This window comes from Brucella pituitosa, assembly GCF_965577835.1.
GTDB classification, from domain to species: Bacteria; Pseudomonadota; Alphaproteobacteria; order Rhizobiales; family Rhizobiaceae; genus Brucella; species Brucella pituitosa.
In genome coordinates this window covers 467467-491231 of sequence record NZ_OZ264093.1, presented here as the reverse complement: position 1 = coordinate 491231, position 23765 = coordinate 467467, and the positions used below count along the sequence as shown (strand labels likewise).

Genomic DNA, 23765 nt, shown 5'->3' with positions numbered 1-23765 from the left:
CCGATAAATCGAAAGAACTGAACACATGGAAAATTTCGTTTTCAACACAACGCCATCCATCGTGCTGCAGACCGGTGGTCTGGCGAAGATCGCCGATATTGCTGGGCACCTGTTGGGCAAGCGCGTTGTGATCGTGACTGACAAGGGATTGCGCAAGCTCGGACTTCTGGACCCTGCAATCAATGCGCTGGAACAGGCAGACATTGCCGTTTCGATCTTTGACGACGTGCAGGCTGATCCGCCAGAAAGCAATGTTCTCGCGTTGAAAGATCACATCCTGGCGCATGAAGCGACAGGCGTCCTCGCCATTGGCGGCGGCTCCTCAATGGATGTTGCAAAGGTTGCAGCCCTGATCGCAAAGAGCGGTGAAACGCTCAACGACATTTACGGCGTCAACATAGCGCACGGTCCGCGTCTCCCGCTTGTTCTGGTGCCGACAACAGCGGGCACCGGGTCAGAAGTCACACCGATTTCGATCATCACCACGGGTACATCGGAAAAGAAGGGCGTCGTTTCTCCGCTCCTGCTGCCGGACATGGCAATCCTCGACGCGGATTTGACCGTGGGTCTGCCAGCAGCGGTAACTGCCGCCACCGGCATCGATGCGATGGTGCACGCCATCGAGGCCTATGCGTCAGCGTCTGCCAACAACAATCCCCTGTCGCGCTCATTGGCACGCAACGCCCTGCAATTGCTTGGCTCCAATATCCGCACAGCGGTCTTTGATGGCCAAAACCGCGATGCACGGGCTGCCATGCTGCTTGGCTCGTTGCTTGCCGGTCAGGCCTTTGCCAATTCTCCGGTGGCTGCGGTTCATGCACTCGCCTATCCAATTGGCGGGCATTTCCATGTTCCGCACGGCCTGTCCAATGCGCTCGTGCTTGCGCATGTATTGCGTTTCAACCTGCCGGAAGCGAGCCATATCTACGCGGAAATTGCAGCGGATGTTTTCCCGGAACTTGGCGCCGTGTCGGCGGAGAAGCGCGCTGAAGCCTTTGTCGAAAAGCTCGCAGATCTCAGCCGTGAGCTTGGCGTACCGCAGACATTGCGTGAGGTGAATATTACCGAAGATGATCTGCCCCTGCTTGCGCGCGACGCCATGAAACAGACCCGCCTTCTGGTCAACAATCCGCGCAAGGTAACCGAGGCCGACGCTCTCGCGATCTATAAGGCCGCATATTGATCAAGCCTCAACTGGGATCAAAAAAAGGCCGGTTAAACCGCCCTCAGACTGCTGACAAACCCCTGGCTCTAACCAGGGGTTTGTGATTCACTGGGTCATGTTGAAGAAACCTGCTCCCGAACAGACGGCTCTCGAGATGGTGACGCTCGACAGCCTGGTGCCCAAGGATCATCTGCTTCGCAAGATCGATGCGGTGATAGACTTCTCCTTTATCCATGATCGGGTTGCGGGGCTTTATTGCGCCGACAACGGTCGTCCGCCGCTCGACCCGACCTTGATGTTCAAGGCGCTGTTCATCGGCTACCTGTTCGGCATCCGCTCGGAACGTCAGCTGGCGCGCGAGATCGAGGTGAATGTCGCCTATCGCTGGTTTCTGAGGATGAAGTTGACCGATGGCGTGTTCGATGCCTCGACGCTTTCCCAGAACCGCCGCCGGCGCTTCAACGACACTTCGGTCGCCCAGAACATTTTTGACCATATCGTCGAGCAGACGGTAGATCACGGTCTGGTCGACGGTACGGTTCTCTATACCGACTCGACGCATCTGAAAGCCAATGCCAACAAGGGCAAATACGATCTGGAGATGGTGGCCAAGTCGCGCTCCGACTACTGGGCCGATCTCGACCTGGCGATCGAAGCCGAGCGGGTGTTGCACGGCCAGAAGCCATTGAAGGAAAAGGAGCGCGAAGCCGAGGTCAAGCAGACCAAGGTCAGCCGAACCGATCCCGACAGCGGCTACATGGTACGCGACGGCAAGCCGAAGGGCTTCTTCTATCTGGATCACCGCACGGTGGATGGCCGTCTTGCGATCATCACCGACACCCATGCGACGCCGGCCAACGTGCATGACAGTATCGTCTATCTCGACCGGCTGGACCGCCAGCGTGAGCGGTTCGGCTTCGACGTCGGTGCTGTCGGGCTGGATGCCGGCTATGCGACGGCCGGTATCGCCAAAGGCCTGGAGAACAGGGATATTCTCGTTGTTACCGGCTACCGCAATCCGACCTCACCCAGAGCCGGCATGATGCGTAAGTCGAAGTTCGTCCATGACAGCGAACAGGACGGCTATCGTTGCCCGCAAGGCCAGCTTCTCACCTACGCCACCACCGACCGCAACGGCTACAGGCACTATACATCCGACCCCACCATCTGTGGCGGCTGCCCGCTTCTGGCGTCGTGCACATCCAACAGCAAGGCGGTGCGCACCATCACCCGTCATGTCTGGGCCGATGCCCGCCAGCGCATCGATAGCCATCGCCTCACCACCTGGGGCAAAGCGATCTACAAGCGCCGCAAGGAGACCGTCGAACGTTCCTTCGCCGATGCCAAGCAACTGCATGGCCACCGCTATGCCGCCTCCGAAGTCTCGTGCGCGTCCAATGCCAGTGCCTGCTGGCCGCAGCCGCCCAGAACATCAAGAAGATCGCAATCGCCCTCACCAAGGCCAGCCAACCAAGCCCCACATGAGAAAAGGGGCATCTGAACGGCCTGGTCAAAACAGCCGATCCATCTCGCAGCTCAACACAAAATAAAACCCCGCCAAAAAAATGACGAGGTTTGTCAGCGGTCTGAGGCCGCTTGAAGCGGCCTTTTTTCGTTTCAATCAACAAATCTCAAACAGGCCTGCTGCGCCCATGCCGCCGCCAACGCACATGGTCACAACCACATAACGTCCATTGCGCCGCTTGCCTTCGATGAGGACATGCCCTGTCATACGCGCACCCGACATTCCGTAAGGATGGCCAATCGAAATAGCGCCGCCATTCACGTTGAGCTTCTCATTGTCGATACCAAGCTTATAGCGGCAATAAAGCACCTGTGCTGCGAAGGCCTCGTTCAGCTCCCACAGATCGATATCATCGACCGTCAGGCCATGCTGCTTTAGCAGCTTTGGCACGGCATAAACCGGACCAATGCCCATCTCGTCGGGCTCGCATCCCGCAACGGCCATCCCGCGACAAATACCGAGCGGAGACAGGCCACGCTTTTCCGCTTCCTTCGCTTCCATCAGCACGGACGCGGAAGCACCGTCCGACAGCTGCGAGGCGTTACCTGCGGTAATAAAGCCACCCTGCGATATTGTTTGCCCCCCGGAAAAGACCGGCTTCAACCCGCGCAAGCCTTCCAGTGTGGTTTCGGGGCGATTACCTTCGTCCATGGCCAGCTCAACGGTTTTCGCGGAGACCTCGCCCGTAGCCTTGTCCTTGACAAGCATCGTGGATTGGATCGGGACAATCTCGGCGTTCAGGCGGCCTGCGGCCTGTGCAGCCGCAGTGCGCTGCTGCGATTGCAGCGCATATTCATCCTGCGCCTCGCGCGATATACCATACCGCGCCGAAACGATCTCCGCCGTCTCGATCATGCTCATATAGGTGGCGGGCAGATGCTCCGTCAGCCAGGGATCACGCCAGCGATAGACGTTCATATGCTCGTTCTGCACGAGCGAGATCTGCTCCACGCCACCGCCAATGGCAATCGTCATACCATCGCCGGTGATCTGCTTGGCGGCTGTTGCGATAGCCATCAGCCCCGACGCGCATTGACGATCCATCGACTGGCCAGGAACTGAAACCGGAAGGCCAGCCCGCAACAAGGACGTGCGGGCGATATTCATGTGGGTCGTGCCTTGCTGAAGCGCAGCACCGAGAACCACATCCTCTACTTCCGCGCCATCAATGCCCGCGCGCTTGACGGCAGCGGCAATCGCATGGCCAGCCAGCGCTGGCGCAGTCGTGTCGTTGAAGGCTCCACGATAGGCTTTGCCAATCGGTGTGCGCGCAGTTGATACGATTACAGCTTCTCTCATCAGAGCTCCTCCACTGACGCTGGAACGTAAAGCCTTTCAGCTAATTCTCTCAGTTCCGGGGTCAGCGGAACAGGCCGTCGCGTGTCTCGGTCTACATAGACATGCACATATTCACTTACAGCAGCGGTCAGCTCTTCGCTATCCTTGAAGATGCCAAATCCCCACAGCAGACTGGTATTGCCGATATGCTCGACACGAACCCCGACAACGACATTGTCAGGATAGGAAATCTCGGAGAAATAATTCGTTGAATTGCGTGCAACGATACCAATGGGGCTGGAGCCATTCAGCTCCAGAGCACCAGACGCAATAAGCGACCGGTTCAATGCTGCATCGCAATATTGCATATAGACCACATTGTTGACGTGGCCATAAATGTCCATATCGCTCCAGCGCGTCTGCATCTTGTAGAACTCCCGGTAGCCTGACCGGGGTTCAGCCTTCGGGCGCGCTTTGGAGGCCGTCATTCGATAACCTCATTAGCACGCGACGTCGCGATGATGCGATCCACATGCGCCAAACCAGCGTCAGTCTCGATGAAATTGGTCATGTCGTCAATCTTTGTGAACGCAGCAGCAACGGCTTCCGGTGTCCGCTCGCTTTTCGGCAGATAAACGCCTTCACTTTCCACAATCGCCATACGGGCCACAGTTCCGGCCCCTGCCAGAAGCACTGTGCGGCTTGGCGCCTGTTCGCTGACAAGGAAGAGAGCAGCGGGAACGACATTTTCAGGTGCGAGACGCACCAGCATTTCTTCATCCAGCACGTCACCGGTCATGCGCGTTGCAGCCGTGGGCGCAATTGCATTGACATGGATGTCGTATTTGTCGCCTTCAAAATGCAACACATTCATCAGGCCGACGAGTCCCGCCTTGGCCGCACCATAGTTGGACTGGCCGAAATTCCCATAAACGCCCGACGTGGAAGTCGTCATCAGGATGCGGCCATAGTTCTGGCCTTTCATGATGTCCCACACAGCGCGACTGGCATTGGCCGAGCCAATAAGGTGCACGTCTACCACGGCGCCAAAATCGCACATTTCCATTTTCGCAAAGCTCTTGTCGCGCAAAATCCCGGCATTGTTGATGAGAATATCAATGCGACCGAATTCTTCGACCGTGTGCTTCGCCAGCGCCTGCATGTCTTCGAACTTCGTGACGTTGCCAGCGTCGGCAATGGCGACACCGCCCTTGGATCGAATTTCCGCAACGACCTTTTCGGCTGCCTCCGATGCCCCGCCGGTGCCGTCGCGGCTGCCACCGAAATCGTTCACGACGACCTTTGCGCCGCGCGCTGCCAGTTCGAGGGCATAAGCGCGCCCAAGCCCGCCGCCTGCACCCGTTACAATTACAACACGATTTTCAAAAGAAATGGCCATGTGATCTTCAACCTACTGTCAGTATGAGCCAGTCAGCGGCGAGTGCTGGCTTGGTTTCGTCTTTGATTTCAACAGTCGCTCCAAGGATCTGGAGCTGGCCATTGCCCTTCGGCTGAACAGATTTCGAATTGAACGCACCACGAATGAAAGAACCCACCTTCACCGGCGCGAGAAAGCGGACTTTGTCGAAGCCATAATTGATTTCAACCGTACCCGCGGCAACCTCCGGCAAAACCTCGCGACTGAGCTTGGTCAACAGGCCAAGCACGAGAAAACCGTGTGCAATAGTGCCACCAAAAACACTTTCCGTCGCTGCGCGTTCCGGGTCTGTGTGAATGAATTGATGATCATCGATCACGTCCGCAAACCGATCCACAAGCTGTTGATCGATCTTGATCCAGTCCGAGTACAGGAGCTGGCGTTCTGCGTTTGCAATGAGTGCTGACGCAGCAGAATTAGGGCTAATTTCCAAAATTACATCCTCCAGGCGTCGAGAAATGGACTGTAGCCGCATTAATCAACAACATACTGAGTAGTATGCACTTGAACATGGCTTTGTCTAGTGGCATTTTGGCATCGAAATTTGCTAGGCTAGGCTGCCGCTTACCTATGCATAAATCGGAGTAGAAGATGGCTGACAGCCGCCGAAATAACCGAACGGACAGTACCGGAAATGTCTTAATCCTGGAAACCGCCGCTCAGTGCTTCATGGAGCAAGGCTTCGCCACAACAAGCATCGATGATGTGGCGCGCAGGATGGGTTCGACCAAAGGGCGCATTTATCACTACTACTCATCGAAGACGGATTTGTTCTTCGACGTGCATCGTGAAGGTATGGATCGACTGTTCAAGGCTGTCGAACCGGTCATGACGATGAACGGCTCGGGCCTGCACCGACTTGAGGAGATGCTCATGGCGCATGCGCTAGCCATGATGACCAACGTCGCTTTCGAAGCCGTGGTGGTGCAAGGCGTCCATATGCACAAACTGGCGGCAACCACGCCAGATCAACGCCGCACACTCAACGAGCTTATTTCCATCCGACGCCGGTTCGAGGATTTGTTCAAGCAGATAATTCGCGACGGGATCGATGACGGCAGTATTCGGGAGGTCGATGTATCGATAGCTGCCAAAGCCGTACTCGGCGCGATCAACTGGTTGTCCATCTGGTATCAGCCGAGAAGCATTCAAACTGAGAACGACAAAATTGCCTTGGCCAAAGAGATCGTGAATATCCAGATAAATGGGCTTCGTCCATCCAACTAGCTGTGAGCTTTCAAGAGGTTGTCCATTTGGAGCGGATTTAGGAGACTGAAGGGTAGCGTCGCCTTAACATTTGCGGGGGTATTTGCGGACATTAGCCCGACCCCACTGACCGATGTTACGACGCAGCGCTACAAGCGTCATTGTTTTCCCGCTGAGATCATAGCGCATGCGGTGTGGTTCTACTTCCGCTTTCCGCTAAGCCTGCGTCATGTAGAAAATCTGCTGGCGGAGCGCGGCATTGAAGTCTCGTTCCAGACTGTCGCGGAATGGGCTGCCAAGTTCGGCCAAGAATATTCCCGGTCCATCCGACGTCGACCCAGGGGAATTTTGCCGACAAATGGCATCTCGACGAAATGGCGGTTGCTTTCAACGGCAAGAGATACTGGCTGTGACGCGCCGTCGATGCCGATGGTTATGTTCTTGATGCTTTGATCCAGAGCCACCGCAACAAGAAGGCAGCCCTTCGGCTGATGCGAAAGTTACTGAAGGGCCAGTGCGTCACACCGCGTGTCATGTCACCGATAAGCTCAGATCCTAGGCTGCACCCAAAAGGGAAACCATACCCGGTGTCGAGCATCGTTCGCATAAGGGGCTGATTAACTGAGTGGAGAATTCGCACCTGGCTGTTTCAAGTCGACACAACAATGCCAGCGTTTCGTCTCCATCCATGGCCCGATCGCTAACCTCTTCCATCTTCAACGCAATAAGACGACCACTGCCGAACATCGAACACTGCGAAACGCTGCCATGAACATGTGGGGCGAAATCAACATGTCAATCGCAGCAAAACCGACCCCATCTTGGCCATCCTGTGCTCAATCCAAGTTAAGGCGACGCTACCCTTCGACGTGTTGGCTATTCCGTGGTTTTGAACCGTTGTTTGGTTGGATAACCAGCATTATCAACTGGCGATTGTAGAGCCGGGCATTCCAGTTCTTGGTCCATCTGCTTCATACTCCAAAACTTCGGTTCCAATGTTCCTGCACGAAGCATCTGTCTCGTCATCAACTGAACCTGTATTGGTAATCTCATCTGTCTGTTTTTCCATCTTGGTCCGAGAGCACGACATGTGAGGCACAACTGAATATCATCTTCCGCATGAAATCTTGTCAGCTTAGCCGACAATTCTTGTGGTTACTGATACCCCAAATAGGCTTTGCGAACTTCCTCATGATTGAGCAATGATGCGCTGTCGCCTGAGAGGCGGATTTCACCGTTCACCATCACGTAGGCACGTTGGGATAGTCTAAGGGCATGATTGGCGTTCTGCTCGACCAGAAAAATAGTCTTGCCCATCGCGGAAATTTCTCCCAGAACCTCGAAGACACGCTTCACCACAAGCGGCGCAAGCCCCAGCGAAGGCTCATCGAGCAGGATCAACTCAGGCCGCGCCATCATGGCGCGCGCAATGGCCAGCATCTGCTGCTCGCCGCCAGACATGGTGCCCGCAACCTGATTGCGGCGCTCCTTGAGGCGGGGAAACAACTCGAACATGGTCGCGCGGTCCGCATCAAAATGCGCCATGCCGACAGGTGTGGTGCCCATCATCATGTTCTCCTCGACCGACATTTCCTGATAGATCTGCCGCCCTTCCGGCACCAACGCCACACCCCGCCTGGAAATACGGCTTGTCGCCAGACGGGAAATGTCCTCGCCTCGATGCACGATCCTGCCTTTCGACGCGCGCGGCGTACCGAAAATCGTCGAAAGCAATGTTGTCTTTCCTGCGCCATTGGCACCGATCAGGCTGACAATCTCGCCCTTGGAAATATGCACGTTGACCGAGCGCAGCGCTTCCACCGCACCATATTGCGCGTGAACATCCACCAGTTCGAGAAGCTTATCCGATGTACCCTGACCGTTTGGTTCTGTCGCTTGGCTCACGATTGCACCTCTTCTTCGCTGACACCGAGATAGGCGGCGATGACCGCTGGATCGTTGGCCACCTGTTCGGGCGTTCCATCGGCAATGACCTCGCCGTGATCCAGTACAACAATGTGGTTCGATATGCGCATCACGAGGCTCATATCATGCTCGATCACCAGCACGGTCAGTTCCTGCTCGGCGCAAAGCCGCTGAATGATCTGGGAAAGCTCATGCGTTTCGGAAGGGTTGAGCCCCGCTGCCGGTTCGTCGAGACAGATGAGCTGCGGCCCGGTACACATGGCGCGGGCAATCTCCAGTCGCCGTTGCCGGCCGTAGGGAAGCTCACCCGCAAGCCGGTTTGCGTCGTCAAGCAGGTTCATCTGACCGAGCCAGTAATAGGCGCGGTCCACCGCCTCGGTTTCCGTCTTACGGAAGGCCGATGTTTTGAAGATGCCGCCCAACAGCCCGTTGCGGGTGACAAGATGCTGGGCAACGAGCAGATTCTCCACCACCGACATTTCCTTGAACAGTCGGATGTTCTGGAATGTGCGGGCGATGCCCGCCCGCGTCACCTGATGGGAGCCGCCAGTGATCGGCTTGTCCATATAAGCGCCGATGTCGCGCAGGCCTTCCGGACCGTTGAGCACGATGCGGCCTTCGCTAGCGCGATAAAAGCCGGTGATGCAGTTGAACATCGTCGTCTTGCCAGCGCCGTTGGGACCGATCAGCGCTGTGATACCGCCTTTCGCCACCGAGAAATTGACGCCGCGATTGGCGACGATGCCGCCAAAACGCATGGTAACATTCTGAACCTCGAGAATAGGCGCGTTCATCGGCTGGCCTCCATGGTCAATTGGTCCGGCTTGGAGGAAAACCCCACCGAAACCGCCGCCTCCGAGGACGGGAAGAACGCCGGGCGTGTGACCCGCACCAGTCCGCGCGGCTTCCAGATCATCATGACGACCATCAGCACGCCGAAAATGAAGACGCGATATTCTGCGAAGTCGCGCAGCAGTTCCGGCAGGATGGTCAGGACCAGCGCGGCCAGAATGACACCCACCGTAGAGCCGAGACCGCCCAGCACCACGATGGCGAGGATGAGCGCGGATTCGAAGAAGGTGAAGGATGTCGGGTTCACGAAGCTCTGATGCGCCGCGAAGAATACGCCTGCAATCCCGCCCGTCGATGCGCCAAGCATGAAGGCGGAAAGCTTGATGAAGACATGATTGACGCCAAGCGACCGGCAGGCAATCTCGTCCTCGCGCAACGCTTCCCACATGCGCCCCAGCGGCATGACGCGCAGGCGCTCCACCGTGTAGATCACCCCGCATACGACGAGGAACAGCACAAAATACAGGAACCAGAACTTGTAATCGGAATTATAGGCGATGCCGAAGAAGTCATGGAAAGGCGTGCCGCCCTGCTTTGCGGTCCGGCTGAACTCCAGCCCGAAGAGCGTGGGGGCGGGCGCGGGGGCGCCGTTCGGTCCTCCGGTGAAGTCCAGCCAGTTGTTGAGCACAAGGCGGATAATCTCGCCGAAACCCAGCGTCACGATAGCCAGATAATCGCCGTGCATCTTGAGCACCGGAAAGCCGAGGATCATGCCGCAAAGGCCCGCGAGAAACGGCGCGATAACCAGCGCGCTCCAGAAGCCCAGCCCCAGATATTGCGAGCCGAGCGCCAAAAGATAGGCACCCACCGCATAGAAGGCCACAAAGCCGAGATCGAGCAGGCCAGCCAGCCCAACAACGATGTTCAGCCCCAGACCCAGGAGGCAATAGATCAGCGCCAGAATGGCGATGCCGAGGAAATATTTGTCGGCTACGAAAGGCAGCGTCAGCCCTGCCAGAAAAATCACCGCCAGCAGCGGGACTGCGGATTTTTCCTTGCCGGTCCTGACGGTTACGCCGCCACTATTGCTGGACAGAAGGGCTTTCAGCCTCGCACCGAGCGGGCTCATGCCGATCAGCGAGAATATCAGCCGCCCGGCTGTGACGATGGCGGCCAGCGTGACGGCCCGCATCAATTCATTGCGGAAGGAGAAGCCGTCCAGCACGAGACCGGAGATCGGCCCAAGCAGGATCAGCGAAATGGTGAAGGTCAGCAGCGCTTCCTTGAAAAGCGCGAGAAGACGGTCGTTCAGCATGGTTTCCGGCCTCCCCTCAGACTTTCTGGATTTCCGGACGGCCGAGCAGGCCGTAAGGCCGGAAGAACAGAAGAACAATCAGCAAGGCAAAGGCGAAGACGTCCTTGTAGTCCGTGCTGACATAGCCAGCGAACAGCGCTTCGGTGAGGCCGAGCAATATGCCGCCGAGCACTGCGCCCGGCAGAGAGCCGATGCCGCCAAGCACTGCCGCCGTAAAGGCCTTGATGCCCATCACGAAGCCGATAAAGAAATTGAACGAGCCATAGTTGAAGGTCACCAGCACACCGCCGACGGCGGCTGTTGCTGCACCGATCACGAAGACCGTGGAGATGGTGCGGTCCGTATTGACGCCGAGGATTGCAGAAATGCGGATATTCTGCTGGGTCGCGCGGCACTCACGGCCAATGCGCGTATAGCCGATCACATAGGTCAGAATGCCCATGGCGACCAATGAGGCCAGCAGGATCACGGTCTGCATATAGGTGATCTGGGCAAAATGCTGTTCAGTGCCGAACCGGAAAGCGCCCTGGATCAGCGTCGGCACGCCCTGATCGCGCGCGCCTTGCGAAATCTGAACATAGCTTTGCAGCATCAGCGATATGCCGATTGCCGAAATTAGCGGTGCCAGCTTGGTGGAGCCGCGCAACGGCCTGTAGGCCACGCGCTCGATCACCCACCCATAGACCGCCGTGATGGCGCAGGTGATGATCAGGATCGAAATCAGCGCGAACGGAACCGACTGAACGCCGAAGAAGCCCAGCACCGCAAGCGTGATCGCGGCAATATAGGCCGACACCATATAGACGTCGCCATGAGCGAAATTGATCATGCGGATGACCCCATAGACCATCGTGTAGCCGACGGCGATCAGTCCGTAGATAGCGCCCAGCGTGACACCGTTGATCAGCTGCTGGGCCAGAATATAGAAGTCCATGGCAACCCCTTTTGCATTCAGAGCGACATGCGATCTGAACTCTTGGTCCGACGCATCCAGCCAACCAGCGTGACGTGCTGCGGATGCGGTTCAGGCAAGGAGGAACCAGCCAGACAGCAGGGTCTGGCTGGAGCTGGCAGAGCCTTAATTGACGAGAACTGGGGTTCCCTTGTCGTCGAAATTATAGAAGACGAACTTGAAGTCCTTGATGTCGCCCTTCTCGTCCCAGGTGATCTTGCCAATGGCGGAATCAACCGTGTTGTTGCGCAGCCAGTTAGTCTGGGTCTTGATGTCTTCGCCCGCCTTCAAGGCAGCCACGATGGCCTGCGCATTGGCATAGCCATAGAGCGTGTAGTTGGCTGGCGTGATATTCGCCTTCTTCAGCGCATCCTGAACGCCCTTGGTCGACGGGTCGGCCAGTGGGTCCGGTGTTGCCGAATAATAGACGTTCTTGAGGTGGCTCTGTCGCAATTTTTTTAGCGGGTTATAGTCGGCCTTCTCTGCGGACACACTTATGCTGCGAGTTCCGCAAAGACCTCGAATGGCGAGCGGTTGTCATTTGCAAATTGGTTCTTGCGGATCATATGTGCGACTTCGATGCCTGCGATTGTTGCTGAAGCTGAATGCAACGCTTTGAAGCCCATCATCGGCTTTGTGATCCGCTTGATGAACCGATGATCCTGCTCAAGGATGTTATTGAGATATTTGACCTGAAGAATTTCAATCATCTTGCTGTGCCCCGTGATTTTCAGGATATTGTTTACAGCCTGGGCTCCGGCGAGATTGGCGCCGCTTTTATCAATGACAATCTTCGTTGGGATGCCGTTGCTTGCCATGGCCTTCTTGAAAAAACGCCGTGCAGCACCGAGATTTCGGCGTTCAGAGAGCATGAAGTCCAGAGTTTGACCATCACGATCAACCGCCCGATATAAATATGTCCATTTCCCTTTGACCTTTATATAGGTCTCGTCAATACGCCATGAACCGCGTGTTGGGCGTTTACGTTTCTGTGCTTGATCTACGATCTGTGGCGCGTAACGAACGACCCAGCGGTTCAGTGTTGCATGGTCAACGTCTACGCCTCGTTCAGCCATGATTTCCTGCAGATCACGATAGGAAACAGAATAACGGACGTAAAAGAAAACAGCATAGAGGATGACGCTTTTGGGGAAATGTGCCCCTGTGAAATCGATCGCCATCCCCATTCTCCTCGCTCGAATATCCGCATCAAACGTATAATAGCGAAGAAAAGGTCAAAATTTTGCGACAGAGCCACCGCCCATCGGCATTTACCGGTCCGCCACCGAAATTGACGGCTTCCTTATGTCCTGCGGGATCGATCCTGGCGACGAAGTGGGTTCGCGACTGCCAAAGCTACGCGCCAACCTTGCCAAGGCTGCAAGCACGGACAACGGCCTCGGTCTTGACCGCATCAGCCGCTGTATCGAGAAAGTTACCGACCCGAGGGGGTATGTCGGCAAACCAGACAAAGCGGAAGCTGTGTTGGAGTCGATGAACATCAGTCTCAAAGGGGACGGCTACGAAGTTGTCGTCATCAATGGTCGATCCAACTTACGCCAGATCGGAGCCAGCAGCTCGGTTCTTCAGGAGCTATCGTCCAAAACGATGACTTTGGACTTCGATACCGTCAGCCATGAAATCGACCGCGCGCTCAAAGGCGTTGAAGACGACCCCGAGGACAGCGTAACCGCTGCTTGCTCGCTCATTGAAGCGGTATGTCGCTCGATCTTGATCGAATCCGGCCTTGATCTGCCCGCCAAGAAAGACGTGGACGGCCTCGTTAAAGCAGTTCAAGGTCCGCTTAACCTGTCCCCCGGACGGTCAAACTGTGATTAAGCATGGAATAAGGACCCCATTTAAGGGGTTATCGGCATCCAAACGGGACCCCTTATTTAAAGGGTAACATGACCTTCGATTTCAATCGGAGGTTTTCTATTGGATGCTTATTGTGGAGACTATTTCGAAGATACGACGTCTTGCTCATGTGCAGGGCAAAACGATCAAAGCGATCTGTCGGGAACTGGGCGTTTCGCGCAAGGTTGTGCGGAAGGTTCTGCGCAGTGAAGAGACTGAGTTCAAATACGAGCGCTCCCGTCAACCGCAGCCAAAGCTCGGTCCCTGGCGTCACCATCTTGATGGAATACTGCTAGCTAATGAGGCGAAGGCCTCGCGCGAACGCCTGACGCTGATCCGGATAATCGAAGATTTACGCGATCTGGGTTACGCGGGTGGCTATGATACGGTCCGGCGTTATGCACGCTCATGGTCGAAAGAGCGTGGGGCCGTGACGGCGGAAGCCTATGTGCCACTTTATTACGCACCGGGCGAAGCTTACCAGTTCGACTGGAGCCACGAGATTGTTGTTCTGGGCGGTGTGACGACGACCGTGAAGGTTGCGCATGTCCGGCTCTGCCACAGCCGGATGATGTATGTGCGGGCCTATCCGCGCGAGACGCAGGAGATGGTCTTCGACGCCCATGACCGGGCATTCGCCTTTTTTGGCGGGTCCTGCACGCGCGGCATCTACGACAATATGAAGACCGCAGTGGAAACGGTCTTCGTCGGTAAAGAGCGGCAATACAATCGACGCTTTCAGCAAATGTGCAGTCATTTTCTGGTCGAGCCGGTGGCCTGTACACCGGCGTCGGGCTGGGAGAAGGGTCAGGTCGAGAACCAGGTTAATCTGGTCCGGGAACGCTTCTTCACGCCACGGCTACGCTTCAAATCTTACGATGAGTTGAACGGCTGGCTACTGGATAAATGCATCAGCTACGCGCGCGCTCATAAGCATGTCGATCAGACGGAGCGCACGATCTGGGAGGTATTCGAAGAGGAGAAGGCTCATCTGGTCGGTTATCCCGGCAAGTTCGATGGCTTCCACGCAATACAGGCCTCGATCGGCAAGACCTGCCTCGTGCGTTTCGACAACAACAAATATTCGGTGCTATCGACTGCCGTTGGCCGCCCGGCCGAGATACATGCTTATGCCGACCGCATCGTCATACGGCAAAATGGTGTCGAGATCGGCCAGCATGAACGCTGCTTCGGCCGTGGCGAGACGATTTATAATCCATGGCATTATGTTCCGGTCCTGACGCGCAAGCCGGGAGCACTGAGGAACGGTGCACCATTCCTTGATTGGGTCCTGCCAGCCTCCATGGAGCATGTTCGGCGAAAGCTCAAGGCCATGCATGATGGGGACCGGCAGATGGTGTCGATCCTGGAATGTGTCAGTATCGACGGCCTTCCTGCAGTCGAAGCGGCCTGCCAGGAGGCGCTTGATCAAGGCGTATTCTCCGCCGCTGTGATCATCAACATTCTGGCTCGCAAGCGAGACCCACAGCCCGCCGCCATTCTTTCCATCCCCGATGCGCTGCGCCTGACCCATGAGCCTGTGGCAGACTGCGCACGTTATGACAGCCTCAGGAGGGCAAGCTGATATGGAACGATCCCAAATCTTCGACATGATGAGCACGCTGAAGCTTTACGGCATGCGAAGCGCCTATGACGAGATCATGGCCTCTGGCATCAAGCGCCAGCACGAACCACCGCGCATTGTCGGCGACCTGTTGCAGTCAGAGATCGCCGAGAAACAGGCGCGCTCGATTAAATACCAGATCACCGTCGCAAAGCTGCCGCTGGCCAAGGACATCGACGACTTCGACTTTACCAACACGCCGGTCAATGAAGGACTGGTGCGCCAGCTTGCGAGCGGAGCTTTCCTTGCCGAGCAGCACAATATCGTTTTCGTTGGAGGAACTGGCACTGGAAAATCCCATTTGTCCATCGCACTTGCCCGTGCCTTGATCCGCAACGGCGCGCGCGCGCGCTTCTACAACGTCGTCGATCTCGTCAATCGTCTTGAAACGGAAGCGCGTAATGGTAAGCAGGGGCGTCTTGCCGACTTTATCTCCAGGCTCGATTTCGTCATTATGGACGAGCTTGGCTATCTTCCGTTCGCCCAGGCCGGCGGACAGTTGCTGTTCCACCTCATCAGTAAGCTCTACGAGCGGACTTCAATCATCATCACCACAAACCTGACGTTCGGCGAATGGCCGACAGTCTTCGGCGATGCAAAAATGACCGCCGCTCTGCTCGACCGGCTTACCCATCATTGCGAGATCGTTGAAACGGGAAATGAATCGTGGCGCTTCAAAAACCGCTCTCAAAGCTCACATGAGGATTTCGTCGTCAAGATCAATCATTGTTCCATAGCTTGTCCCCTTCGATTTTGTATCGAACCCATGGTCTGAGCCATCTTGCTTGACGCGGCACGTTTCCGTCACCGGTTCAAACTCACATACGGTCGCCGTTTTGTCCGGCAGCACCATCATCCCGCTTGCGTAGCGGCAAGGCTCAGGAGAACGGGACCAATCTAAAGCGCGGCATTTGAAGCCCGACTTTGAGGCGGTTCGCTCACCTGGATCCGCCAGGAGTGATCAGTCCTGGAAGATTTGTGTATTCGGTAATTTTTTGGTCGTCACGCAGTCTTCATGACAGCCCCCTCGATGACAACACCCGCAGTGACAAACTTCCACAGCGCGATAAGGAGTTTGCGCGCCAGGGCAACTATCGCGGCTTTCTTTAAGCGTCCACCATTCGACTGAACCCGATCCACAAACCAACGGCTGAGCGCTGATGCTGGCTGATTGCGTAGCCACAACCAAGACAGTTGAATCATCGTGGTGCGCAGCCGAGGGTTTCCTGCTTTTGAGACACCCTGTTCGTGATCGATGGTCCCGCTCATCCATGGGGTTGGTGTCAAACCGGCATAGGCGGCAATCTGCCGCCTATTATCAAAACGCCGGGACAGGGCTTCGGTCCAAAGGACGGCGGCAAACTCAGCGCCAATCCCCTTCAGGGACAGCAGCATCGCCGCGGGCGAAGTTGCCTCAACCGCTGGCTGCTCATACGTTGACAGGAGAGAATTCCGCTCGCTCTCCACTGCAGCAATCTGTTCCAGCAGCAAGTCGAGACGGTCGAGTTCGCGATTAATTTGAGCCTTCAGGTGTTTCGGTAACTCACGCCCATCTCCGGTCTGGAGCTCCTCCAGCCGCCGACGGCGATCTTTACGGAGCGGTTGATAGCCGCTGACGCCTTGAGCAAAGAGTAGCCCCTTAACGCGATTGACATGCCTGACCCGCTCAGCAATCAAAACTTTGCGTTCCCGGCATATCCGACGCCGATCTTCGTCCTTCGGATCTGGCGCTTTAACCATCGCACATACGCGTGGCTCGCCGCGCTTGAACGCAAGCAATGTGCGCGTCAGAGCCTCTCCATCAATCTTGTCGGTCTTGGCACGCCGACGTCGACGAGACGTCGCGATCGAAGCTGCGTCTACGACGTGACTCTCGATACCATTGGCCTTCAGCACCCGGTGTATCCAGAAGCCGTCCAATCCTGCCTCTTGGATTGTTACGATAGGAAACAACGTTCCTGTTCTCAACCGCGCTTTGTGCTGTAGCTGCTCAAATCGATCCAGCAGCTCTGCCACATTGCCACCGGCCACTACATGCTTCGACATCTTCTCGCCACTGCCCGGCGACAACGAAGTGATCAACCAAGTCGATCGGCTTAGTTCCAATGACACAAAAATTGCGCCAAGATCAGTGCGGACAGCGGTCGGATGAATGGATGCGGGTTCCATAAATTGCTCCTCCTGAGCGAGTGTTTTGATGCAACCTCACTCTGCCAGAGCGACGGCCGCTGTTCACTCCTCATGGGATCTAAAGCCGAAGAACGCTAACGACCCGCGCGCGCAGACCCTGCACTAAATTTAAAGTTCCGGGCCCGCGCACGCTAAACCTTGCAACCTAAAGGAGGGGTACTTTTTGGACGCCGATAAGGGGTCCCGTTTAAACGCCGATTGACAGCCTGCTCGATCTTATGCACGACATTGAGCAGGTCGCGCGTGCTGCGGAGCGGGGTTGCGTGGAGCCGACAGCGTCAGCGGATTAGAGCCTGGCTCAAAGGCCAGCTTGTTCGTCCTCTTCAGTAGGCAGTCACAAGGTTGCCTTAGGATCGATCGGTTCGAATCGAGCCAATCTGTCAGATTGGGTAAAGGTTTTGAGTATAGTGCCCGTTGTTTGCGGACGGCAGCATCACTCGTCCCTCAATGCAACGGGAAGTTTGTAGCCGATGGAAGGGTCGATCGTAAGGACCACACTCTCACTGATAAGCCCTGGAATATTGCTGGTCTTTGGGATCGCTTTCATCTGCGCGTGGCTTATCGAACGAAAGCACAGTTACCTCCTTTTTTTGGCGAGTGCCTGCGCCCTATTCGCCTCCGGCGCTGTGTCCCAAATTTTAGGCTGGCCCTCGGACACCGGGTTGAATGCGATAATATCTAGCGCTCTCTATACGTCGGCCGTCTTGGCGGCAGTTGAGGGTCTTCTCCTGCGCTCAGGAAAAATGCTTGGCCTAGCGACGGACGCGGCGGTTGTGGTCGGGTTCACGCTTCTGCTGGCGTATTTCTTCTATGTTGACCGCAACCTTCTAGCCCGTGTCTACATCCAGAATTTCGGCTACGGCATCATCCTCTTCATTACCGCAATACGGCTCTTATCGTTGGCACGCGGCCGGTACGTCGACAGAGTGCTCTTTTGGGTTCTGCTTGCTTTTGCCGTGCATTTTTTCCCACGGACCTTGTTGACGATCGGATTCTCGGCGCCTTTTGACAAAGCCGCCTTTGGAAATTCGATGTTCTGGCAGGCACTTCAGCTTTCCCTCGCCGTGCTCGGCACAGGCCTTGCTTTGGCAATCCTCGCCGCCGCAATTGCTGACGTGATCGACGATCTTCGCCAGGAGCGCGATATCGACTCATTGACCGGCATTCTGAACCGGCGGGGGTTCGAAGAACGAGTCTTTGCCCATCTACAAAAGCATGAAACAGGCGGCGTATCGCTTGTTCTGTGCGACATCGACAATTTCAAAAGCATCAACGACACATACGGTCATGCCACCGGCGACAGTGTCCTCAGAGAGGTCGGACATGTGCTACGTAAATCGGCGCGCAGGGGCGATATCGTTGGCCGGCTTGGCGGCGAGGAATTTTCTGTGCTCCTTCCTGACACCGATCACCGGGAAGCCTATGAATGCGCCGAACGACTGAGGACCGCCATTGAGAGGAACAGATTTTCCGGGGTGGCAAGCAAAGAGCAACTCACCGCGAGCTTGGGTGTGGGGACGCTCAAATCAAAGGATACCTGGTTGAGCTTATACAAGCGGGTCGACGCAAGGCTCTACGAGGCGAAGCGGACTGGACGCAATCGTACGATTGCCCGTGTTGCTAGCTCCTAAGGCGGTGCCGAAATCAGATTTATGCACTGCGAGCCTTGGCGAGAAAGCGCGAAATGGTCGATCGCGAAACCCGCAACACCTGGCCGATATCCGCATGGCTCTTTTCCTCGCCGGCCAGGCGCAGGACCTCGGTCTGCTGAGCGGGCGTGAGAAGAGGACGCCGGCCTAGCCGCTTTCCCGCCTTCACAGCTCGGGCGCGGCCCTCGCTGGTGCGCTCCTTAATCAAGGACCGCTCAAACTCGGCGTGCCCCCCAAGAACCGTCAGCATCAGCTTTCCGGCTGGGGTAGTCGTATATCCGCTCGTCCTGAAAACCTTCCTGACCGGGAACGGCTATTGGCGGATCGGCTCCGCCATCGAGATCGGCGGGCAGTTGAAAGACCTCGCCCCTTCAATCAAGGAAACGGACGCTTGCGATGCGCTTAACGAATGGACCCGCATCCACGAAACATGGGGCTACAAGCTCTCCGGCAATCCGGGCGATCTTTGGGAATGGCTACTGGAACAGCCATTGCACGATCTTCTCGAACTGCTGGCGGTCGTCACCGCCGCCAATATCAACGCAGTCGAGGCCAAGCACGATCATGACCGCGAGCGGCTGGCCCATGCCGATCAGCTGGCCGCAGCCTTGAAAATCGACATGAACAAGCATTGGGAGGCTAGAGCACCCTTCCTCTCCCGCTTGTCCAAGGCGCAGATTGCCGAGGTCGTGGAGGATGCTGGTTGCGCAAAAACCGCCATCAAGGCGGCACTTAAAGCCACCAAAGCGGAAGCCGTGACGTCGGCCGAAAGGGCGCTGGTCGGAAAGACATGGCTCCCCGGTCCTCTTCGGCTCCCCATCGAAGACGACCATATCAATGAAGATTCGTCATCGTAGAGGCGTAAGGTTGGGTTATGTCGCAAATTTATCATGATGTTAGAAGCGGCCAGATCTTCAGACGCAATTATGCTGCGAGCTCCGCAAAGACTTTAAATGGCGAGCGGTTGTCATTTGCGAACTGCTTCTTACGGATCATATGCGCCACTTCTATGCCCGCGATTGTCGCTGCGGCTGAATGAAACGCCTTAAAGCCCATCATCGGTTTGGTAATTCGCTTGATAAACCGGTGATCCTGCTCAAGGATGTTGTTGAGATATTTAACCTGCAGGATTTCAATCATTTTGCTGTGACCGGTGATTTTCAGGATTGTGTTTACAGCTTGTGCTCCGGCCAGATTGGCTCCGCTTTTATCAATGACAATTTTGTCTGGAACACCGTTGGCTGCGATGGCTTTCTTGAAGAAACGCCGTGCTGCAGCCAGATTCCGGCGTTCGGAGAGCATGAAATCCAGTGTTTGGCCATCTCGGTCAACGGCTCGGTACAGATAGGTCCATTGACCACGAACCTTGATATAGGTCTCGTCAACACGCCAGGAACGGGCCGTGGGTCGCTTGCGCGATTGCGCCTGGGCAGCGATCAGCGGTGAGTACCGGACAACCCATCGGTTCAAGGTCGCATGATCCACAGCAATGCCGCGTTCTGCCAGAATTTCCTGAAGGTCACGATAGGAAACCGGGTAACGCACGTAAAAGAAGACTGCATGCAGGATGATACTTTTTGGAAAATGGGTACCTTTGAAAGCGACCGTCATTCGCATTCGCCTCACTCAATTATGCGCACTGACGCTCACATAGCTCAGCAGAAGTGAAAATTTTGCGACACAGCCGCTTCTAGCATCCGATAAGTATAGCTTATCGAAGCTTATTGATTTGAAGCCGCAGATCAGTGAAAGTCGTGCCCAATCCGCGTTGCTGAAGGCCCGTTTTCAGGCCCACCAAGTAGTTTTTTGCCCGTGTCATCACCGAAAGTTTCTTCTGAAGAACAGCGCGCCGAAACGCTCGACACAATTGCCGCCGTCTTGCCGATGAACCGGCGCGATATGCTGGCATGTATTCTAAGCGATGAAGATGTCGAAACGCTCCGCCATCTCGTCAATGAGGGCATGGGCGAAAACACCCTGCGCGCACTGACTTCAGACCTGGCCTATCTTGAAGCCTGGTCACAAGCTGCAACCGGCAGCCCCCTCCCCTTCCCCGCACCCGAAGCCTTGCTACTCAAATTCGTCGCGCATCATCTTTGGCGTCCACAACAACGCGAGATCGAACCTAATCATGGTATGCCTTCCGGCGTCGCAGAATAATTACGTCAACAAGGATTCTTGCGCGTATCCGGGCCGCACGCACCGGCAACCGTCCAACGCCGTCTGGCCAACTGGTCAACACTGACCCGCTGGCGCGGTCGGGAGGGTGCGTTTTCGTCACCAGCTGTCAAATCAGCCATCCGCCTTGCAGTGCGCGCGATCAACCGGCCTTAGAGCCCGCAAGAGTGCCAATGCCATTACCGGCGATATTCTGACCAAACTCTTAGCCACCTGTTCCGGCGAGGATCTCACCGCCTCGCGTGACCGAGCCATCCTGATGGTGGCCTTTGCGTCCGGCGGCCGTCGCCGCAGCGAAATCGCCGGTTTGCGTATAGAACAGCTCGTCAAACAGTCGCCTGTCACCGACGAGGATGGCCCCCCCTCCCCTCGCTCGCCATTCATCTTGGACGCACCAAAACCAGTGGCGTCGACCAAGACGAAGTCGTCTATCTGACTGGCCGTCCTGTTGAAGCCCTCACCCGCTGGCTAAAAGCAGCACGGATCGACAAGGGCAGCGTGTTTCGAAAGATTGATCGCTGGGGTAATGTTTCCGCACGTGCGCTGGAACCGAGCGCCATCAACCGGATCGTCAAGCAACGCGCGCAAATGGCTGGCCTGGATGCAAGGGAATTCTCTGCGCACGGGCTGCGCTCTGGCTATCTTACCGAAGCGGCCAATCGTGGCATTCCGCTGCCGGAAGCGATGGAACAATCCCGCCATCGCTCTGTGCAGCAGGCGTCCGATTACTATAACAATGCCAAACGGCGCAGCGGACGGGCGTCAAGGCTGCTCTGAAGCCCGAATGCACCATAGCAAGATTGATTTGCAGATGTCGGAAGTTGAGTTGTTATCGGTTTGGCAGGATTCCGGCAGCCGATCCTAAACGCCGACAAGACGACTTCAAACAAAGCGATTGTGCAGGTCATAGGATTGCCCAAGTGAGCGACTATCCTAAAGGCCTTTCTAGTGACCACCATTTCCTGCAAGTCCAATTCCAGCAATCAGCGCGCCCCACACCTTCAGGCGCAGGCCAACAGCCTTTATAACGCCTGTAGCCGCAATGAGGTGTCCTGTAAATCCACCAAGATTGTTGGTATAGGTTTGAACAAGGCAACCAGTGCCGTCGAGCATAATCTTCTCTTGTTCTTTATGCTCAAGCTCAAGGTAAACAAGTAGCGATCCGCGTGGTGCTCGCGCATTAAGTTCAACCAGTCTTCCTCCCGGCACGATCTGACCTGTTGAGATTGCGGGCTGGATGTGAACGACCCTTGCAGGCAGAACTGTGTTGCTGAAGGACAAGCCGATATTGCTGTCACACGCGATTTCTGCGGGCATCCCCTCATAGATTGTCGAGCGTGTCACTTGTGAAAAGCCCGCTGTAATCCTGAGCGGCAAATCGTCGGGACGATCGGGAATAATCACCATCGCTGGACTCAATATGAGAGTTGACGCGGGACTTCCTACGCTCAAGGATAATTGGGTTACGACACCGCCGGTGAACGAGCGAACCTCAGTCATGCTTAGCGCGACCCTGGCGCTTTCGACTGCCGTCTCGGTTACTTTGCGTTGCGCGGGAAGCGATTGAGAGATTTCCAATTGTGCCAGGCTCAGCTGGGCCTGTGCCGCCGCCAGATCTGCCTCGCCAATCTGGAAAGCCGATTCTGCTATGCGCACAGTATCCTTCGTGCCGGCGTTCTTGGCGAACAAGGCCTGCGCGTTCTTGAGATCACCTCTCAACTTTTCGAGCGATGCTCTCGACTCGACCACGCTTGCCTGCGCAACCTTCAAGGCGTCAACTGCTTTCGCTTCTGCGGCAGCAATTCGGTCGAGTTCAGCTTCGACTTGCTTTAGCGTCGCTTTCTGGGCGCTGTTTTCAATCCGGAAGAGTAAGTCACCGGCAGAAACCCTCTGCCAGTTTCGTACGGCGATTTCTGTTACAGGACCACTAGTTTGCGCCACGATTGACGCGGTACGAAAAGGTACCAGGCCAGAGTATGACTTGGGATGAAAGTAGAAGATCACGACAAAAAGGAAAAAGGCAAGCACGGCCCACAAGAACACCGCGGTCCGCATGTTCCATACCGTCATGGATTCGCCACGACGTCTCAATTGGTAGTACCGGATAATGACCGGAAAAGAAGTAAAGAGAAGCTCAAACATTCTGGGGGGCCTCCGGCGTGGCGGGGCCAATAACGTCGTCAGTCAGTTCCGGCGAGACTACCGCCGGCGAAGCAGTTGTGTCGGACGCTACTTCCTGAACACTGGGCAGATGGAAGCGCGACCAGTCCGCCAACAAGGCAAGAAGGATCGCGGTTAACGGAAGAAAAACGTGGAAATGCTCAAGCGGAAAGATCTCGTAGAGCAGGGCAATCGTCAACAATGTCGGGATTGTCTTAGCCAGGGGGGTGCCCTTCGACCTGTGTTCGGCCCAGCGATCGAACACTGCATAAAGGGTCACAATCCCATAGAGAGCGAGGCATATCAGTGTCAAAGCCACCCACGCCAGCATGTCCGCATCACCCGGAGCAGTAAACCAGGATGGACTTGCATGTCCGAGGCCATCTTCAATCCCCATCAATTAACCCCCAGAAAACAATTGCCGGAATTAGTATCGAGTAGTAGGACAATAATTACAATACTAAGATTAGCTTTAAAGTCGAGAACGAGTTTTTCTGTCGACTGGTGCGC

Annotated in this window: 22 protein-coding genes and 3 pseudogenes; 10 read left to right on the top strand and 15 right to left on the bottom strand. The window is 55.9% G+C overall.

Translation table 11 applies throughout. The annotated features are described in order from the left end of the window. Positions 1–25: 25 nt before the first annotated feature. Both ACSME1_RS13545 and ACSME1_RS13540 read left to right on the top strand, forming a co-directional pair. Entirely contained in the window at positions 26–1183 is a 1158-nt protein-coding gene (locus ACSME1_RS13545) for an iron-containing alcohol dehydrogenase (protein WP_125303018.1), read from the top strand. Between the two features lie 97 nt (positions 1184–1280). Continuing rightward, positions 1281–2650 (top strand): IS1182 family transposase gene (locus tag ACSME1_RS13540; RefSeq protein WP_125303020.1). Its coding sequence is split into 2 segments (ribosomal slippage): positions 1281–2535 and positions 2535–2650, totalling 1371 coding nucleotides; the frame shifts between segments, so codons are not numbered across the junction. Between the two features lie 136 nt (positions 2651–2786). Here the strand turns inward: ACSME1_RS13540 and ACSME1_RS13535 are convergent. From ACSME1_RS13535 to ACSME1_RS13520, 4 genes are read right to left on the bottom strand one after another with little or no spacing between them, the layout of a single operon-like run. Next, on the bottom strand, positions 2787–3989 hold the full coding sequence (locus tag ACSME1_RS13535) for an acetyl-CoA C-acyltransferase (RefSeq protein WP_125303023.1): 1203 nt from the start codon (positions 3987–3989) through the stop codon (positions 2787–2789). Continuing rightward, entirely contained in the window at positions 3989–4456 is a 468-nt protein-coding gene (locus ACSME1_RS13530) for an acyl-CoA thioesterase (RefSeq protein WP_125303025.1), read from the bottom strand. Before ACSME1_RS13530 ends, ACSME1_RS13535 begins: the two co-directional genes overlap by 1 nt. After that, entirely contained in the window at positions 4453–5367 is a 915-nt protein-coding gene (locus ACSME1_RS13525) for an SDR family NAD(P)-dependent oxidoreductase (protein ID WP_125303028.1), read from the bottom strand. The genes ACSME1_RS13530 and ACSME1_RS13525 overlap by 4 nt, the downstream gene beginning before the upstream one ends. 7 nt (positions 5368–5374) lie before the next feature. After that, positions 5375–5839 (bottom strand): MaoC family dehydratase, encoded by a 465-nt coding sequence (locus ACSME1_RS13520; protein WP_125303031.1) that lies wholly within the window; start codon positions 5837–5839, stop codon positions 5375–5377. Between the two features lie 158 nt (positions 5840–5997). On the opposite strand from ACSME1_RS13520, the gene ACSME1_RS13515 reads away from it, so the two are divergent. Both ACSME1_RS13515 and ACSME1_RS13510 read left to right on the top strand, forming a co-directional pair. After that, complete coding sequence (locus ACSME1_RS13515; protein WP_125303034.1) at positions 5998–6633, top strand: TetR/AcrR family transcriptional regulator; 636 nt, start codon at positions 5998–6000, stop codon at positions 6631–6633. Between the two features lie 105 nt (positions 6634–6738). After that, a pseudogene (locus tag ACSME1_RS13510) lies at positions 6739–7419 on the top strand (IS6 family transposase); the annotation flags it as partial. A gap of 348 nt (positions 7420–7767) precedes the next feature. On the opposite strand, the gene ACSME1_RS13505 reads toward ACSME1_RS13510, so the two are convergent. The 6 genes from ACSME1_RS13505 to ACSME1_RS13480 all read right to left on the bottom strand — a co-directional run bounded on the left by ACSME1_RS13505 (position 7768) and on the right by ACSME1_RS13480 (position 12778). Continuing rightward, positions 7768–8517, bottom strand: a complete 750-nt coding sequence (locus ACSME1_RS13505) for an ABC transporter ATP-binding protein (RefSeq protein WP_435655397.1) — start codon at positions 8515–8517, stop codon at positions 7768–7770. Beyond that, positions 8514–9332: an ABC transporter ATP-binding protein gene (locus tag ACSME1_RS13500; RefSeq protein WP_435655396.1), complete on the bottom strand. Its 819-nt coding sequence runs from the start codon at positions 9330–9332 to the stop codon at positions 8514–8516. Before ACSME1_RS13500 ends, ACSME1_RS13505 begins: the two co-directional genes overlap by 4 nt. Beyond that, positions 9329–10645: a high-affinity branched-chain amino acid ABC transporter permease LivM gene (livM, locus tag ACSME1_RS13495; RefSeq protein ID WP_435655395.1), complete on the bottom strand. Its 1317-nt coding sequence runs from the start codon at positions 10643–10645 to the stop codon at positions 9329–9331. The genes ACSME1_RS13500 and livM overlap by 4 nt, the downstream gene beginning before the upstream one ends. Positions 10646–10661: 16 nt before the next feature. After that, complete coding sequence (locus ACSME1_RS13490; RefSeq protein ID WP_435655394.1) at positions 10662–11579, bottom strand: ABC transporter permease subunit; 918 nt, start codon at positions 11577–11579, stop codon at positions 10662–10664. 144 nt (positions 11580–11723) lie between these two features. Beyond that, positions 11724–12089, bottom strand: a complete 366-nt coding sequence (locus tag ACSME1_RS13485; RefSeq protein ID WP_435655393.1) for a hypothetical protein — start codon at positions 12087–12089, stop codon at positions 11724–11726. A 2-nt stretch (positions 12090–12091) separates the two neighbouring features. Next, a complete protein-coding gene (locus tag ACSME1_RS13480) occupies positions 12092–12778 on the bottom strand; it encodes an IS6 family transposase (RefSeq protein WP_435655392.1) in 687 nt (228 codons plus the stop codon). 124 nt (positions 12779–12902) lie between these two features. On the opposite strand from ACSME1_RS13480, the gene ACSME1_RS13475 reads away from it, so the two are divergent. The 3 genes and pseudogenes from ACSME1_RS13475 (at position 12903) to istB (ending at position 15853) form a co-directional block, all read left to right on the top strand. Then, positions 12903–13436 carry a hypothetical protein gene (locus tag ACSME1_RS13475; protein WP_435655391.1) on the top strand — a complete coding sequence of 178 codons (534 nt, stop codon included), beginning with the start codon at positions 12903–12905 and terminating at the stop codon, positions 13434–13436. Between the two features lie 103 nt (positions 13437–13539). Further along, positions 13540–15108, top strand: a pseudogene (gene istA, locus ACSME1_RS13470) (IS21 family transposase). Next, on the top strand, positions 15041–15853 hold the full coding sequence (gene istB / locus ACSME1_RS13465) for an IS21-like element helper ATPase IstB (RefSeq protein WP_435655390.1): 813 nt from the start codon (positions 15041–15043) through the stop codon (positions 15851–15853). Before istA ends, istB begins: the two are co-directional and overlap by 68 nt. 227 nt (positions 15854–16080) lie before the next feature. On the opposite strand, the gene ACSME1_RS13460 is transcribed toward istB, so the two are convergent. Continuing rightward, a complete protein-coding gene (locus tag ACSME1_RS13460; protein WP_435655389.1) occupies positions 16081–17247 on the bottom strand; it encodes an IS110 family transposase in 1167 nt (388 codons plus the stop codon). A gap of 764 nt (positions 17248–18011) precedes the next feature. Between ACSME1_RS13460 and ACSME1_RS13455 the strand changes: the two genes are divergently transcribed. Beyond that, positions 18012–18899, top strand: coding sequence for a GGDEF domain-containing protein (locus ACSME1_RS13455; RefSeq protein ID WP_435655388.1), 888 nt, complete (start codon positions 18012–18014; stop codon positions 18897–18899). A 19-nt stretch (positions 18900–18918) separates the two neighbouring features. Here ACSME1_RS13455 and ACSME1_RS13450 read toward each other — a convergent pair whose 3' ends face one another. After that, on the bottom strand, positions 18919–19167 hold the full coding sequence (locus ACSME1_RS13450) for a recombinase family protein (protein ID WP_435655387.1): 249 nt from the start codon (positions 19165–19167) through the stop codon (positions 18919–18921). Between the two features lie 103 nt (positions 19168–19270). Here ACSME1_RS13450 and ACSME1_RS13445 point away from each other — a divergent pair, with 103 nt between their 5' ends. Further along, entirely contained in the window at positions 19271–19774 is a 504-nt protein-coding gene (locus ACSME1_RS13445) for a hypothetical protein (protein WP_435655386.1), read from the top strand. A gap of 67 nt (positions 19775–19841) precedes the next feature. On the opposite strand, the gene ACSME1_RS13440 is transcribed toward ACSME1_RS13445, so the two are convergent. After that, the gene (locus tag ACSME1_RS13440; protein ID WP_138787150.1) at positions 19842–20528 is read right to left on the bottom strand and encodes an IS6 family transposase; all 687 of its coding nucleotides are present in this window, start codon (positions 20526–20528) and stop codon (positions 19842–19844) included. A gap of 201 nt (positions 20529–20729) precedes the next feature. Between ACSME1_RS13440 and ACSME1_RS13435 the strand changes: the two are divergent. Further along, positions 20730–21872 (top strand): annotated as a pseudogene (locus ACSME1_RS13435) (site-specific integrase). Positions 21873–22040: 168 nt separating this feature from the next. Here the strand turns inward: ACSME1_RS13435 and ACSME1_RS13430 are convergent. Beyond that, positions 22041–23237, bottom strand: a complete 1197-nt coding sequence (locus tag ACSME1_RS13430) for an HlyD family secretion protein (RefSeq protein ID WP_435655385.1) — start codon at positions 23235–23237, stop codon at positions 22041–22043. Continuing rightward, the gene (locus ACSME1_RS13425; RefSeq protein WP_435655384.1) at positions 23230–23655 is read right to left on the bottom strand and encodes a hypothetical protein; all 426 of its coding nucleotides are present in this window, start codon (positions 23653–23655) and stop codon (positions 23230–23232) included. The genes ACSME1_RS13430 and ACSME1_RS13425 overlap by 8 nt, the downstream gene beginning before the upstream one ends. Positions 23656–23765: the final 110 nt, after the last annotated feature.

Coding starts and splice junctions, on each gene's coding strand:
- ACSME1_RS13515 (WP_125303034.1), top strand. CDS start 5,998: ATGGCTGACAGCCGCCGAAATAACCGAACGGACAGTACCGGAAATGTC.
- ACSME1_RS13500 (WP_435655396.1), bottom strand. CDS start 9,332: ATGAACGCGCCTATTCTCGAGGTTCAGAATGTTACCATGCGTTTTGGC.
- ACSME1_RS13530 (WP_125303025.1), bottom strand. CDS start 4,456: ATGACGGCCTCCAAAGCGCGCCCGAAGGCTGAACCCCGGTCAGGCTAC.
- ACSME1_RS13450 (WP_435655387.1), bottom strand. CDS start 19,167: ATGCTGACGGTTCTTGGGGGGCACGCCGAGTTTGAGCGGTCCTTGATT.
- ACSME1_RS13545 (WP_125303018.1), top strand. CDS start 26: ATGGAAAATTTCGTTTTCAACACAACGCCATCCATCGTGCTGCAGACC.
- livM (WP_435655395.1), bottom strand. CDS start 10,645: ATGCTGAACGACCGTCTTCTCGCGCTTTTCAAGGAAGCGCTGCTGACC.
- ACSME1_RS13475 (WP_435655391.1), top strand. CDS start 12,903: ATGTCCTGCGGGATCGATCCTGGCGACGAAGTGGGTTCGCGACTGCCA.
- ACSME1_RS13490 (WP_435655394.1), bottom strand. CDS start 11,579: ATGGACTTCTATATTCTGGCCCAGCAGCTGATCAACGGTGTCACGCTG.
- ACSME1_RS13460 (WP_435655389.1), bottom strand. CDS start 17,247: ATGGAACCCGCATCCATTCATCCGACCGCTGTCCGCACTGATCTTGGC.
- ACSME1_RS13440 (WP_138787150.1), bottom strand. CDS start 20,528: ATGACGGTCGCTTTCAAAGGTACCCATTTTCCAAAAAGTATCATCCTG.
- ACSME1_RS13535 (WP_125303023.1), bottom strand. CDS start 3,989: ATGAGAGAAGCTGTAATCGTATCAACTGCGCGCACACCGATTGGCAAA.
- istB (WP_435655390.1), top strand. CDS start 15,041: ATGGAACGATCCCAAATCTTCGACATGATGAGCACGCTGAAGCTTTAC.
- ACSME1_RS13480 (WP_435655392.1), bottom strand. CDS start 12,778: ATGGCGATCGATTTCACAGGGGCACATTTCCCCAAAAGCGTCATCCTC.
- ACSME1_RS13525 (WP_125303028.1), bottom strand. CDS start 5,367: ATGGCCATTTCTTTTGAAAATCGTGTTGTAATTGTAACGGGTGCAGGC.
- ACSME1_RS13430 (WP_435655385.1), bottom strand. CDS start 23,237: ATGTTTGAGCTTCTCTTTACTTCTTTTCCGGTCATTATCCGGTACTAC.
- ACSME1_RS13455 (WP_435655388.1), top strand. CDS start 18,012: ATGCTTGGCCTAGCGACGGACGCGGCGGTTGTGGTCGGGTTCACGCTT.